The organism is Achromobacter sp. DH1f (assembly GCF_000633435.1).
Classification (GTDB): Bacteria; Pseudomonadota; Gammaproteobacteria; order Burkholderiales; family Burkholderiaceae_B; genus Achromobacter; species Achromobacter deleyi.
This window is the reverse complement of the sequence record NZ_AYMF01000024.1, coordinates 60,908-73,876: the sequence shown is the minus strand read 5'-3', so window position 1 is coordinate 73,876 and position 12,969 is coordinate 60,908. Positions and strand designations below refer to the sequence as shown.

The window sequence follows — 12,969 nt, the reverse complement described above, 5'->3', positions numbered from 1 at the left end:
GGGGCGGCCCGGCGGCCGGGCGGGCATTCTGGCGTAGATGATGCGCTTCGCGCATTGCGCGCGAACTCGTTGGTCTACCTTGCAGTTTTCTCTAGCCGCCAGACCACCTGTTGCAGCCAGTTTTCCTGGCGCGCATTCAGGTCCAGGAAGACCGCGCCCAGGTGGCTCATGGGCGGTTCGCCCGTCAGGGAAACATGCACCGGCGCCGGCTCGTCCGGGCTCGTGGCCTGGGACATGGGCTGGCCGGAAATCGGATAGACGTTGCGCACTTCCAGGCGCGCGCTCAGCTGGCCCAGGTCGCCAAAATCCAATTGCACGTCTTCCAGCACCGTGCCGCGTTCGGGCAGGGCTTGCACCGCCATGCCGACCCGCAGGCCGACGCCGTCCACCGATATATCGCGCACCGAAAAACTGATGGGCTTGTCCGTGGGGGCAGGGCGCCAGCTGGCCTGGCAGCGGCCGACGCTGGCGGCCAGCGACGCGCGGAACATCTTGCGGCGCTGGATGCGGGCCAGGCGGTCGGGAAACGGCGACATCAGCGCGGCGCTGCCGTCGTCGAAATGGATCACTTCGGGGCGCTGCACCCGGAAGCGGATCTGCACGCCGCCGTAGGCGGTGGCGTGGAAATGAAAGGTCGTGCCGCTCAAGAGCCCCATGCTGTCCGACTGTTCGAAGTCGGCGCCGGCGTAGTCGCGCGGCCGCCAGAAGAACTGGCGGGTCTGCTTGTCGGCGCCCAGCACCAGCACCGCCATCTCGCGGTCGGCGGCGTCGCGCACCAGGATGTGGCTGTCGGGGTGCGTCAATTCAAACAGCGCGGCGCGCATGTCTTCCGGCCGCGTAAGCAGGAATTCCGGATCGCTGGCATCCAACACGGTGATCGTCCTCAGGGAAATGGGGTCAGGCAGGCGGCGCGGCGTCGGGAAGGTCGCGCGATTCCAGGCGGTACAGCCAGGCCAGCAATTCTGCCACTGCTACGTAGAGTTGGGGAGGAATATGCGAATCCAGGTCCACCTGCATCAGCAGGCCGACCAGCTCGCGGGATTCATGCACATACAGCCCATTCTCTTCGGCGGCGCGCACGATCGTGTCGGCCAGTTGGCCGTAGCCCTTGGCCACCACCCGCGGGGCGCCGTCTTTTTCGTCGTAGGAGATGGCGACGGCCGCGTTGCGGTTGGCGTTCGGGCCGGTATCGGAGGGCGGAACGAGGCTCATCAGAAATCCGTCGGCATGACGGGACGCGGATCGACCACGTTCACCACCAGATGGCTGAGCGTCAGGCCCGACGCCAACAGGCGCGCCCGCAATTGGTCCGACGAGTCATTGATTTCCGTGGCGCTGTGCGGGGCCACCAGTTGCAGCACGATCTGATCGCCGGCCAGGTTCAGCCGGGCGTCGACCAGGCCCAGGCGCGGCAGGTCCAGTTTCAGGCGGGTGGCCCAGGTGGGCACGGCCGAATCGGGGTCGCCGCCGTAGGGCTCGCGTTCCACTTCCCATTCCATCGGCGTGCCGGGCCAGGCTTCGCCTTGCCAGGTCAGCGTCTGGTTGGCCAATACGTCCAGTTGCTGGCGAACCAGCAGGGTCAGGTCCTGGTGGATGCCGCTGACCGGGGTGCCGGGCGCGGGCGTGCTGGACGAGCCGGGCGTGGCCGGCGCGTCAGCGCTGGCGCGGCCCGAGGCTGGCGCGTCGGCGCGGGGGCGGGCGGTGTCGGTGTCGGTCGGCACGCCGGCCTTGGTCAGCCTGGCTTGCGGTTCAAGTTGCAGCTGGGCCGGATTGCTGCGGCCAAAGACCATGTCGGTCAGGTGCGATTCGTAGAACAGGCCGCTGGTCTGCAAGGCCGTGCGCAGCGCCTGGCCCAGCGCGCGGGCCGACGGACCGGCCGCGGCCAGGGCGGCATGCGCGGTGGCGTCGGCGCCCTTGGCGCCAGTCGGGGCATCGCCCGCGCCGGCAGGGCGGCTGGGTTTGGCGGCGGTCTGGGCGTCTGCGGCGGGATCGGCGGCGGCGGTCGCGGCCATGGCGGCGGCGGTGCTGGCAGGCAGGGCCGTCTGCGGTGCGTTGCCGGGTTGCGTGGGCGGTTGGCCGGGCTGGGCGGGTGGCTGCGCCGCAGGCTGGCCGGCGGCCGGCTGTGCGGGCGTGCCGGCGGGCTGCGCCGCAGTGTCCGGCGTCCAGAGCGGCGCGCGGCCTTGTACCGCGGGCGCGGCTTCAGGGTATTGGGCCAGCAGCGCCAGGATGGCGCGCGCGGTGGTGCCCAGCGTGGTCGGGGCCGATGCCGTCGTGTCGCTGCTGGTGACCAGGCCGCGCGCAGCCAGCGCCAGCGCGGCGGCTGTCTTCGCGTCGACAACGGTCGGCGGGCGGTCGCCGCGGGCGCCGCCCGTCTGCACGCCTTGGCGTGCGTCGCGGTTGGAACCGTCGGCCGAGCCGGGCCGGTCCAGGCCGGCGGGCTGGCTGACCGCATCGGGCCGCGCGCCCGACACCTGGTTGGCGTTCGCGGCGGACATGGTCGTGCCAAGCACGGCGTCCAACCGCTGCACCAGGACGTTGCCGAGTGCCGCGGGACCTACGCTCATTCTTCAGACGCCTGGTAGCCGTAGGCCGAAAGCAGGGTCTGCTGGCGCTTCATGCGGCCGAGCAGTTCGCCCAGCCGGGCCAGTTGCGGAAGCGCCAGGTCGCGCGTGAGGGCATCGTTTTCCAGGATGCGCACGAGCAGGTCGTATTTCATGGCGCGGCCCGCCTCGTCCAGCGGCGCCTTGGGTTCGGCGGCGCGCAGGCGCTCGACCAGCTCGCAATACTGCTGCCCATGGACCATCGCCGCATCCCAGTCGCCAGCCTGGGCGGCTGTCAGCATTTCGCCCGTGATGAGGGCGATCTCCTGGTAGTGTTCCAGGATGGGAGAAGAGTACTGGGTAAGGGACGTCATGGAAATCTCGGGCGTTCGATGGCTGGCTGAAATCGTGGAATGGGCCATCAGGGCTGCGTCACGCCAGCCGGTCGGTCGATGGAAGTCTGCCAAGCCTCGGCCAGGTCCGCCAGCAGGCGGTCGGCGATGTCGAGTTGCTCGGCATCCGCTTTCAGATTCGCCATCAGCAAAGTGCGGACGATGTAATCGTAGAGCCTGGCGAGGTTGGCGGCGATGTCGCCGCCAGCCTCCATGTTCAACCCGGTCTTCAACCCTTCATCGACGATCTTGATCGCTTTCGAGATAGCCGCGCCGCGATCGGCAATCCGGCCTTCCTGCATATGGATGCGTGCCTGCCCGATCGCCGCCCGGGCCCCCAGATACAACAGGGTGATCAGCCGCTCGGGGCTCGCGCCCAGCACCTGGGTTTCCAGGCCGATATCGGCGTAGGAGCGGACAGAGTGGGACCCTGTGGGACGGCGGGCGGCGTAAGTCATTAATGCATCTTCTACAGGTTATTTGCTCGATTTGTTCATCGCCGCAAATTGTTGGGTCAGGTAGTTGGCGGTGACGCTGGTCTGGGCAACGAATTTGTCCAAGGCGACGAAGCGGGTGCGCATCTGGTCCATTTCCGCATCGCTCGAGGCCTTGGCGCGCTTTTGCTGTGCGTCCAGGTCGCTCATGGTCTTGTTCAGGCCGTCGGTACGGGTCTTCAACGAGCCGTTGGTGCCCAGCACGTCCTTGAATGCGGCCTCGAAATTCTTGGCCAGGCCGTTATCGCCCGACAGCAGTTTGGTGAGGTCACCGGGGTTCTCGGCCAGGGCCTTGTCCAGTTTGGTCTGGTCCAGCTTCAACTGGCGCGTCTGCGGGTCGGTGGTGATGCCCAGGTCCGCCAGGGAACGCACGGTGCCCTCGCCCAGCACCGCTTGCAGTGCGCTGGTCATCGACGACTGGATCGAACGCGTGGTGCCGTCGCCGGTCAGCGGCTGGTTGGTGGCTGCCTTGGCGTCGAAGGCCGTCAGGTTCTTGATGGTCGACTGCAGTGCGTTGTAGTTCTTGACGAAGTCCTGGATGGCCTTGTTGGCGACGGACGTATCCGATTCCAGCTTCAGGGTGATCGGCTTGTCGGTCGGGGTCGTCTCGGTCAGGTTCAGCGTGACGCCGTCGATCGCCGTCGAAATGCTGTTCGAGCCACTCTTGACGGTGAGGCCGTTGATGACCACTTCGGCGTCGGCGGGCTTGGTCTGGGTCAGGCCGGTGGTGGTGCCGTCGGCGGCGGTGCTGAAGCTCAGCACGTTCTTGAGCGACTGGTCGCCCGTCACCGTGATGTTCTTCACCGCGGCCTGGACGCCGGTGTCCTTGGCCGTCAGCATCAGGTAGTTGTTACCGTTGCCGTCGTTGATGACGGTCGCGCGCAGGCCGGACTTGTCGTCGGCGTTGATGGCCTTGACGATGCCGTTCAGCGACGTATCACCCTTCAGGTCGACCGTGTGCTTGGTGCCATTGGCCAGCTCGACTTCAAAGGAGCCCGTGTCGCCGTTCTTGGCGGTACGGTCGGCCACGGCGCCCGATTGCAGGCTTTGAGCGCGTGCCAGGGTGTTCACGGCGATCGTGTATTGACCGGCCACGGCGCCCGGCTTGCCCGCAAGCGCGCCTTCGGCCGTGATGACGGCCGTCAAGGCGGTGCCGCCCGTGACGCTGCCCTTGATGGCGGACATCGTTTCGGCTTTGCCGAGCACGCCGGCCGATTTCTGCACGGCTTCCAGCGCGCTTTGCAGCTGCGCATAGGCATCGATGCGCGTTTTGTAGCTTGCCGCGCGAGTCGTATAGATCGAGAGCTTCTTATCCTCGGCGGCCTGCAGGTCCGACAGGATCTTTTCCAGGGGCAAACCGGAAACTGAACCGAGGTTAGTGATAGAGGCCATGTGAAATTCCTTCCTAGCGATGCGATTCTGTCAAAAATAGGGTGCCGGCGATTGGCCGGGTAAGGGCATAAGGCGGGCCTAATTCGATGCTTCTGTCATCGAATGGCGCCAAAACGGGCACAGCAGAAAATATTCGGGGCCATATCAAGCCGTGGTTTTGATGCCATTTCCCTGCATGTTCACGATCATTTTGGCGATCTTGAGCAGGGCCTCACTGGGGATGGTGCGGATGACGTCCCCCGTATTGGCGTCCACCACCGACACCACGACCTGGTGCACGTTCGGGTCGATCTCGAACTGCAGCTGGGTCGACCAGGCCTTCATCTGGTCGTTGATCTCGTCCAGCGCTTTTTCCAACGGCAGCTTCTGCGAGTTGGACTGCTCGGACGTGGCGGAGTCGGTGCCCCCGCTGTTGGTGCTCGCCACGGGCGGCGCGACGGTGACGGACGGGTCGGCGACGACGGGCGTCGCGGCGACCGACACCGGCGCGAACGTTGCGGGGGCTAAGGGGGTTACGGCCATGATCACTCCAACGGCGAGGTGGGCGTCTCGGAGGAACGCGCTGTTTTCAGGGAATTCTCAGCTACGATAACGGCACGCTCGCAGGGAACTTTAGCCCCCTGCGGGGACAGATGTTTCACGTGCTAAACAGTTCGGATCGGGCAATGAGTGTCAAAACGGCGTTGCGAGTCATAGAAATCATCGAAACCTACGCCCGGGAGAAGCGCGCACTGCCCCTGTCCGAGCTGGCCCGCCTGCTGGATGTGCCGGTGTCCAGCTGCCTGGCCCTGATCCGTACCCTGACGGGCCTGGGCTATCTATACGAAACCGGGCGCCGCCAGGGCTATTACCCGACCGGACGCCTGTTGGCGATGGCGCAGCGCATCGCCCGCGCCGATCCCGTGCTGGACCGCGTCTATCCCAGTCTGGTTGAATTAAGGGACGCAACTCGGGAAACCGTCGTCTTCGCCAAGCTGACGCAGGACGGCCGGGTGGTCTACCTGGATGTGCTGGATTCGCCCCATACGATCCGATACGCGCCTGTTGCCGGCGAGTTCAAGGACGTACACGCCAATTCGCTGGGAAAAGCCCTGATGTCGCTGATGGATGACGCCGGCCGGGATGCCCTGCTGGGGGCGACGCCGCTGACGCGCTACAACGAGCGCACGCTGGTCACGCGCGAGGCGGTCCTGGGCGACCTCGAACACTCGCGCCAGCGCGGCTGGTTCATGAACAGCGGCGAATCCATCGCCGACGTGGGCGCCATTGCCTGGCCCGTCACGCTGTCGGGCGAGCACTATGCGATTTCGGTAGGCGGCCCGATCTACCGCATCGAGCCGCACCAGGAAGAATACGCCCGCATCCTGCGGGCGGCCTGCACGGGGCTGGAACAGCAGTCGTAGGCCGGGCGGGGCCCGCTCAATACGACTTGGGCAGCCCCAGCACCTTTTCCGCAATGAAGCACATGATCAGCTGCGGGCTGACCGGGGCGATGCGCGGAATGAAGCTTTCGCGCAGCAGCCGTTCCACGTGGTATTCCTTGGCGTACCCCATGCCCCCCAGCGTCATCACCGCCGTCTGGCAGGCGTTGTAGCCGGCCTCGGCCGCCAGGTACTTGGCGGCGTTGGCCGCCGGGCCGCAGGGCTGGCCCGCGTCGTACAGGCTGGCCGCCTTGAACACCATCAGGTCGGCGGCCTCCAGCTGCATCCAGGCTTGCGCCAAAGGGTGCTGGATGCCCTGGTTCTGGCCGATGGGCCGGCCGAACACCGTGCGTTCGCCGGCATACTTCACTGCCCGGTCCAGCGCGGCGCGGCCGATGCCCACGGCTTCGGCCGCGATCAGGATGCGTTCCGGGTTCAGCCCGTGCAGGATGTATTCGAAGCCGCGGCCTTCTTCGCCAATGCGGTCGGCCGCCGGGATGCGCAGGCCGTCGATGAACAGCATGTTCGAATCGACCGCCTTGCGGCCCATCTTCTCGATCTCGCGCACCTCGATCTTGTCGCGGTTCAAGTCGGTATAGAACAGCGACAGGCCCTGGGTCGGCTTGGCCACCTCGGACAGCGGGGTGGTGCGGGCCAGCAGCAGCATCTTGCTGGCGACCTGGGCGGTCGAGATCCAGATCTTGCGGCCGTGCACCACGTATTCGTCGCCTTCGCGCACCGCGCGGGTGCTCAGCTTGGTGGTGTCCAGCCCGGCGTCCGGCTCGGTCACCGCGAAGCAGGCCTTTTCGCGGCCGGCGATCAGCGGCTCCAGCCAGCGGGCGCGCTGTTCGTCGCTGCCGAACACCACCACCGGATTCAGCCCGAAGATGTTCATGTGCACGGCGGACGCGCCGGTGAAGCCCGCGCCCGACGCCGCGATGGTCTGCATCATCAGGGCGGCCTCGGTCATGCCCAGGCCGGCGCCGCCGTATTCCTGCGGCATGGCGATGCCCAGCCAGCCGTCGCGCGCCAGGTCGGCATGCAGCGGCTCGGGAAAACCGCCTTCGCGGTCGCGCTCCAGCCAGTAGTCGTCGGGGTAGCGGTCGCAGATGCGGGACACGGCGTCGCGCAGCGCCAATTGGTCGGGAGTGAATGCAAAGTCCATCAGTTGGTTCCGTCTTGGGTGATGCGATGGGCGAACAGGGCGGCGATGCCGGCGTCGTCGTAGCCGGCTTCGGCCAGCACTTCGCGGCTGTGTTGGCCCAGCGTGGGGGCCGGGCGGCGCAGGGACGTGGGCGTGCCTTGATAGCGGCCCAGCGGGGCAGGGGTGCGCAGGCGGCCCTCGGTGGGGTGGTCCACGTCCTGCACGAAGCCGGTGGCGGTCAGGTGTTCGTCCTGCAGCAGGTCGTCCACCGTGTACAGCTGGGAGGCCGGAATGTCGGCCCGCGCCAGGTCTGCCAGCCAGGCCTTTGTCGCCCGCGTGCGGATCACGTCGGCGACAAAGGCGTACACCTCGCTGATATGCGCCGCCCGTGCCCCGTGGGTGCAAAAACGCGGGTCGTCGGCCAGCTCGGGCTGGCCGATCAGGTCGAAGAAATTGCGCCAGTGCTTGTCGTTGTAGATCAGCAGGCACAGGTAGCCGTCGGCCGTGGCGTAAGGCCGGCGGTGCGGCGCCAGCAGGCGCGCATAGCCGGTGGGGCCCAGCGGCGGTTCGAAGGTGGCCCCGCCCAGGTGGTCGCCCAGCACCAGGTGCGCCATGCCTTCGAACATCGGAATCTCCACTTGCTGGCCGTGGCCGCTGGCGCGGGCATGCAGCACCGCCGACACCAGCGCAATGCCCACGTGCAGCCCCACCGCGCGGTCGGCCAGCGTCAGCGGCGCATAACGCGGCACGTCGCCGCTTTGCTGCGCCGACAGCGCGGCGATACCGGTCTGCCCCTGGATCAGGTCGTCATAGGCGGGGCGGCCGGCATAGGGCCCGGCTTCGCCGAAGCCATAGGCGCCCAGGTAGACGATGCGCGGGTTGCGTGCCGCCACCGCGTCATACGACAGGCCCAGCCGGGCCATCGCCTGGGGGCGGATGTTGTAGAGCAGGGCGTCGCAGCTCTCGGCCAGCCGCAGGCAGGCCTCACGGCCTTCCGGCGTCTTCAGGTCCAGCACCACCGACCGCTTGTTGCGGTTCAGGTGCAGGTACAGGTGGCCCATGCCCGGATTGCGCATGGGGCCGACGGCCCGCATGTTGTCACCCAAAGGCGATTCCACCTTGATGACGTCGGCGCCCAGGTCGGCCAGCACCTGCGTGGCATAGGGCCCCATCACCACCGAACTCAGGTCCAGGATGCGCACGCCGGCCAGGGGGCCTGCGCCTGGGGCGGCGGGCGTAGTCGAAGCTTGCGTCATTGCTGCTCGATCCCCGCGTCGCGAATCAACTTGCCCCACAGGTCGCGCTGTTCGCCGACGAATTGGGCGAAGGCGTCCGGAGTGCTCGAAAAGGCGTCAAAGCCCAGGCCGGCCAGGCGTTTGCGCACGTCGGGCTTGGCCACGATCTGGTTGATGGCGTCGTTCAGCTTGGCCACCACGTCGGGCGGCATGCCGGCCGGGCCGAAGTAGCCGTTCCAGGAGTTCAGGTCGAAATCCGGCACGCCCGATTCGGCCATGGACGGCAGGTCCGGCACGATGGCGCTGCGCTCGGCGGTGGATACCGCCAATGCGCGCAACTGGCCCGACTGCACGAACGGCAGGCCTGAGGCCAGGTCGGTGAACATGAAGTCGACCTGGCCGCCGACCACGTCTGTCAGGCCTTGCGGAGTGCCCTTGTAGGGCACGTGCAGGATGTCGATCTTGGCGCGGTTGGCCAGCGTGGCGCCGGCCACGATGCCGGTGCTGTTGCCGCTGGCGTAGGTGATGCGGCCGGGATGCTGGCGCGCATCGGCCACCAGGTCGGCCACCGACTTCCAGGGGCGCTTGGGGTTGGCGACCAGGATGAACGGCAGGTTGCCGCCGCGGGCGATCGGCGTGAAATCCTTGACTGGATCGTACGGAATGTTCTTCATCAGCCAGGGGGCGGCCGAGTGCGAGGTATTGGTGGTGACGAACAGCGTGTAGCCGTCCGGCCGCGCCCGCGCCACGTAGCTGGCCGCGATGGTGGCATTGGCGCCGGGCTTGTTTTCCACCACCACCTGCTGGCCCAGGATGGCTGATAGTTCGACCCCGAAGATGCGGCCGACCGCGTCGGTGCCCGAGCCGGCCGGGAAGGGCACGATCAGGGTGATGGGCTTGTTGGGATAGTCCGCCGCGGCGTGTGCGGCGGGCTGCGCGAGCAGCGTGGCGCCGCTGGCGAGCAGGGCGGCAAATAGTCTCAGGGCTTGCATGGGGTTGTCTCCTGGTGGGGGTGCCGGGCGCGGCTCTGCGGCCGCTGCCTGGTTTTCTTGGGGGAAATCTGGGGGGGCTGAATTGCCGCGGTCTGCACGGCGCCTCAGGCGCCGGCCGCCGGGAAATTCCGTATCACGCGGTCGGGGGATTCTTCATAAGGCGGCGTATAGATCACCAGCAGGCGGGCGGGCTCGTCGCTGGTGACGGTGAACACGTGCGGGATGTCCGGCGGGAAATAGCAGCAGTCGCCCGGGCCCATGTCGGCCCATTCGTCCTGGACCTGCGCGCGGGCGGTGCCCGACAGCAGGTAACAGACCTGCTCGATGCCCGGGTGAGCGTGGGGCAGCGCGCCCTTGCCCTTGTCGATCACGCCCAGCAATACCTCCACGCCGCGCGCGCCCACCGTGTCCGGACCGATCAGCCGCCGATTCAGCGTGCCGGTGTGGTTGGCGGGGTGGTAGCCGGGAACGTCCGCTTCCCGGACCAGCCAGGCCGGGGTCTTTTGCTGCGTCATGTCTCTTCCTTTTGAATTTTCATATGTGAATTTATTTTCACGTATGAAAAAAACATCGGCAAGTGGTTTTTCCTTGGACATACCGCTGCGCTCCCTGGGGGATTAGGGAAAACACGGGCCGTGCACTGTTAAAATTGCAGGCTGACTTCCTTTGCGACCCCGACATGCCTTCTGCCCGCACGCCCGACGCTTCCGCCACCCTGTCCGACTGGCTGCAATACCTGGAATCCATCCACGCCACGGCCATCGACATGGGTCTGGACCGCGTACGCGAAGTGGCCGATCGCATGGACCTGCAACTGTCCGGCGTGAAGTTCGTGGTGGGCGGCACCAACGGCAAGGGCTCCACCTGCGCCATGCTCGAAGCCATCCTGCTGGCCGCGGGCTACAAGGTCGGGCTGTACACGTCGCCCCACCTCATCGATTTCAACGAGCGCGCCCGCGTCAACGGCCAGATCGCCACCGATGCGGCCCTGATCGAACAGTTCGTCGCCGTCGAGGCCGCGCGCGGCGAAACCTCGCTGACGTACTTCGAATTCACCACCCTGGCCATCCTGCGTCTCTTTGCCCAGTCGCGCCTGGACGCCGTGGTGCTTGAGGTCGGCCTGGGCGGCCGCCTGGACGCCGTCAACATCATCGATGCCGACTGTTCCGTCGTCACCAGCGTCGACCTGGACCACACCGACTGGCTGGGCGACACCCGCGAAAAGATCGGCTTCGAAAAAGCCCACATCTACCGCGCCGGCCGGCCCGCCATCTGCAGCGACCCCGTGCCGCCGCAGTCGCTGTTGGACCACGTCGAGAAAATCGGCGCCGATCTCTGGCTGTTCGGCCGCGACTTCAACTATTCCGGCGACCGCCAGCAGTGGGCCTACGGCGGACGTGAACAGCGCCGCGGCGCGCTGGCTTATCCGGCGCTGCGCGGCGCCAACCAGCTGCTGAACGCTTCGGCCGCGCTGGCCGCGCTGGAATCCGTGCGCGACCGCCTGCCGGTGCAGGCCCAGGCCGTGCGCCAGGGCCTGCTGCAGGCATCGCTGCCCGGCCGCTTCCAGATCCTGCCGGGCCAGCCCACGATCATCCTGGACGTGGCCCACAACCCGCACGCCGCCGCCGTGCTGGCCCAGAACCTGGACAACATGGGCTTTCATCCCTACACCTATGCGGTGTTCGGCATGCTCAACGACAAGGACCTGGCCGGCGTCGTGGCCAAGCTGGGCGCGCGCGTCGACCACTGGTTCTGCGCCGGCCTGCCCGGCCCGCGCGGCGGCACCGGCCAGGCCCTGGCCGACCAGGTCGCCGCTGCCTTGCCCGCCGCGCCCGCAGGGGGCCAGGCGCCGGGCGTGTCGGCTTACGCCGACCCCGCGCTGGCCTTTGCCGCAGCGCGCGAACGAGCGGGCGAGAATGATAGAATCGTAGTGTTTGGCTCGTTTCTCACCGTGGCCTCGGTTTTGCAGTCGCTGGGCCGCAAGGCGTAAGCAAAAAACACGTAGGCAAGGAATTCTCTCCCATGGGTTTTTTCAATCGCAAAGATCCTGCCGACCAGGCGCAGCCCTCCAAACGGGCGGCGGTGCCTAGCGAGGTCCAGGCGGCGGAACTGCGCGGACGCGCTCGGCGCAGATTGGCAGGCGCCATCGCGCTGGTGCTGGCGGCCGTCATCATTCTTCCCATGGTGCTGGATTCCCAGCCCGTCCCCGTTGCCGACAACATCCCCATCCGGGTGCCGGATCGCAACACGCCGTTCCAGCCCCAGGTAAGCGAACCCCAGGCCGGCGCGCCCGCCACCACGCCTGCGGCGCAGGGCACCGCGCCCAACGAGCCGCCCAATATTCCCACGCCGCCGCCGGTCACGTCGGCGCAGCCGCAGACCGCCACGCCGCCCGCGACCACGCCGCCGGCCACGACGCCGCCTGTCGTTACGCCGCCGGCGGTCACACCGCCGCGCACGGCCCAGGCCACGCCGCCCAAGCCGGAAACCAAGCCCGAGCCCAAGCCGGCCGCGCCCAAGCCTGAAACCCGTTCCGACGACGGCGCCCGCGCGCTGGCGCTGCTGGAAGGGCGCTCGGCGCCCGCCGCCGCCACGCCCGCGCCCAAGCCGGCTGCCGCCAAGGGCAATTTCGTGCTGCAGATCGCCGCGTACACCACGTCCGAAGACGCGCAATCGCGCCGCGACAAGCTGCACCAGGCCGGCGTCACCAATGCATTCGTCGAGCAGGCTTCCATCGGGGGCAAGCAGCAGTACCGCCTGCGCGTGGGGCCGTTCCCCTCGCGTGACGCGGCGCAGGCGGCCCAGGCGCGGTTGCGCACCCTGGGCTACGACAATGGTTTCATTGCCGCCGCTCAGTAGTGACCGGCTTCGACTTCGTCGTGCTGGCCATCCTGGCGGTATCGGGTGTGCTGGGCCTGGTGCGCGGCCTGCTCAAAGAGGTGCTGTCGCTGGTCGCCTATCTGCTGGCCTTCGTGGCCGCGATATGGTGGGGCCCCACGGTCTATACCTGGCTGGAGCCCTATATTGAAACGACGCTGCTGCGCATGGGTGTCTCGTACGCGGTGGTTTTCATTATCGTGCTGCTCGGCGTGGGGTTGGTCAACATGACGCTTGCCGCCTTGATCCGCAGCACCGGACTGGGCCCGGCCGACCACGGCCTGGGCGGTATGTTCGGTCTTGCCCGGGGTCTCTTGATCGTGCTGGCGCTGGTCGCCGCCGCCGGCTATACGCCGCTGCCCCAAGAGCCCTGGTGGCAGGACGCCATGTTTTCGCATTCGGCCATCGAGGCCATCAAACATATCAAGACTTGGCTGCCGCCGTCTCTGGCGACGTGGCTGCCGTATTGATTGGCTTTACAT

General features: G+C 67.3%; 15 protein-coding genes. 4 read left to right on the top strand and 11 right to left on the bottom strand.

Annotation, left to right across the window (positions count from 1 at the left end; all coding sequences use genetic code 11):
- Positions 1 to 74: 74 nt before the first annotated feature.
- The 7 genes from U858_RS0119625 to U858_RS0119595 form a co-directional block, all read right to left on the bottom strand.
- Positions 75 to 872, bottom strand: a complete 798-nt coding sequence (locus U858_RS0119625; protein ID WP_025138866.1) for a flagellar brake protein — start codon at positions 870 to 872, stop codon at positions 75 to 77.
- 25 nt (positions 873 to 897) lie between these two features.
- The gene (locus tag U858_RS0119620; RefSeq protein ID WP_051593634.1) at positions 898 to 1,212 is read right to left on the bottom strand and encodes an EscU/YscU/HrcU family type III secretion system export apparatus switch protein; all 315 of its coding nucleotides are present in this window, start codon (positions 1,210 to 1,212) and stop codon (positions 898 to 900) included.
- Positions 1,212 to 2,564 (bottom strand): flagellar hook-length control protein FliK, encoded by a 1,353-nt coding sequence (locus U858_RS0119615; RefSeq protein WP_025138864.1) that lies wholly within the window; start codon positions 2,562 to 2,564, stop codon positions 1,212 to 1,214. Before U858_RS0119615 ends, U858_RS0119620 begins: the two co-directional genes overlap by 1 nt.
- Positions 2,561 to 2,914: a flagellar protein FliT gene (locus U858_RS0119610; protein ID WP_025138863.1), complete on the bottom strand. Its 354-nt coding sequence runs from the start codon at positions 2,912 to 2,914 to the stop codon at positions 2,561 to 2,563. The genes U858_RS0119615 and U858_RS0119610 overlap by 4 nt, the downstream gene beginning before the upstream one ends.
- A 47-nt stretch (positions 2,915 to 2,961) precedes the next feature.
- Positions 2,962 to 3,390 (bottom strand): flagellar export chaperone FliS, encoded by a 429-nt coding sequence (gene fliS, locus U858_RS0119605; RefSeq protein ID WP_025138862.1) that lies wholly within the window; start codon positions 3,388 to 3,390, stop codon positions 2,962 to 2,964.
- 18 nt (positions 3,391 to 3,408) lie between these two features.
- The gene (fliD, locus tag U858_RS0119600; protein ID WP_025138861.1) at positions 3,409 to 4,818 is read right to left on the bottom strand and encodes a flagellar filament capping protein FliD; all 1,410 of its coding nucleotides are present in this window, start codon (positions 4,816 to 4,818) and stop codon (positions 3,409 to 3,411) included.
- A 144-nt stretch (positions 4,819 to 4,962) separates the two neighbouring features.
- Positions 4,963 to 5,340: a flagellar protein FlaG gene (locus tag U858_RS0119595; RefSeq protein WP_025138860.1), complete on the bottom strand. Its 378-nt coding sequence runs from the start codon at positions 5,338 to 5,340 to the stop codon at positions 4,963 to 4,965.
- 143 nt (positions 5,341 to 5,483) lie between these two features.
- On the opposite strand from U858_RS0119595, the gene U858_RS0119590 reads away from it, so the two are divergent.
- A complete protein-coding gene (locus tag U858_RS0119590) occupies positions 5,484 to 6,221 on the top strand; it encodes an IclR family transcriptional regulator (RefSeq protein ID WP_025138859.1) in 738 nt (245 codons plus the stop codon).
- Between the two features lie 16 nt (positions 6,222 to 6,237).
- On the opposite strand, the gene U858_RS0119585 is transcribed toward U858_RS0119590, so the two are convergent.
- From U858_RS0119585 to U858_RS0119570, 4 genes are all read right to left on the bottom strand, one after another.
- A complete protein-coding gene (locus U858_RS0119585; protein ID WP_025138858.1) occupies positions 6,238 to 7,404 on the bottom strand; it encodes an acyl-CoA dehydrogenase family protein in 1,167 nt (388 codons plus the stop codon).
- Positions 7,404 to 8,639 (bottom strand): CaiB/BaiF CoA-transferase family protein, encoded by a 1,236-nt coding sequence (locus U858_RS0119580; protein WP_025138857.1) that lies wholly within the window; start codon positions 8,637 to 8,639, stop codon positions 7,404 to 7,406. Before U858_RS0119580 ends, U858_RS0119585 begins: the two co-directional genes overlap by 1 nt.
- Entirely contained in the window at positions 8,636 to 9,610 is a 975-nt protein-coding gene (locus U858_RS0119575; protein WP_025138856.1) for a tripartite tricarboxylate transporter substrate binding protein, read from the bottom strand. The genes U858_RS0119580 and U858_RS0119575 overlap by 4 nt, the downstream gene beginning before the upstream one ends.
- A 104-nt stretch (positions 9,611 to 9,714) precedes the next feature.
- The gene (locus U858_RS0119570) at positions 9,715 to 10,125 is read right to left on the bottom strand and encodes a cupin domain-containing protein (protein ID WP_025138855.1); all 411 of its coding nucleotides are present in this window, start codon (positions 10,123 to 10,125) and stop codon (positions 9,715 to 9,717) included.
- 164 nt (positions 10,126 to 10,289) lie between these two features.
- On the opposite strand from U858_RS0119570, the gene folC reads away from it, so the two are divergent.
- The 3 genes from folC to U858_RS0119555 are packed head-to-tail and all read left to right on the top strand — an operon-like array spanning position 10,290 to position 12,957.
- Positions 10,290 to 11,600, top strand: coding sequence for a bifunctional tetrahydrofolate synthase/dihydrofolate synthase (gene folC, locus U858_RS0119565; protein ID WP_025138854.1), 1,311 nt, complete (start codon positions 10,290 to 10,292; stop codon positions 11,598 to 11,600).
- Between the two features lie 32 nt (positions 11,601 to 11,632).
- Positions 11,633 to 12,469 carry an SPOR domain-containing protein gene (locus U858_RS0119560; protein ID WP_025138853.1) on the top strand — a complete coding sequence of 279 codons (837 nt, stop codon included), beginning with the start codon at positions 11,633 to 11,635 and terminating at the stop codon, positions 12,467 to 12,469.
- On the top strand, positions 12,469 to 12,957 hold the full coding sequence (locus U858_RS0119555; RefSeq protein WP_025138852.1) for a CvpA family protein: 489 nt from the start codon (positions 12,469 to 12,471) through the stop codon (positions 12,955 to 12,957). Before U858_RS0119560 ends, U858_RS0119555 begins: the two co-directional genes overlap by 1 nt.
- Positions 12,958 to 12,969: the final 12 nt, after the last annotated feature.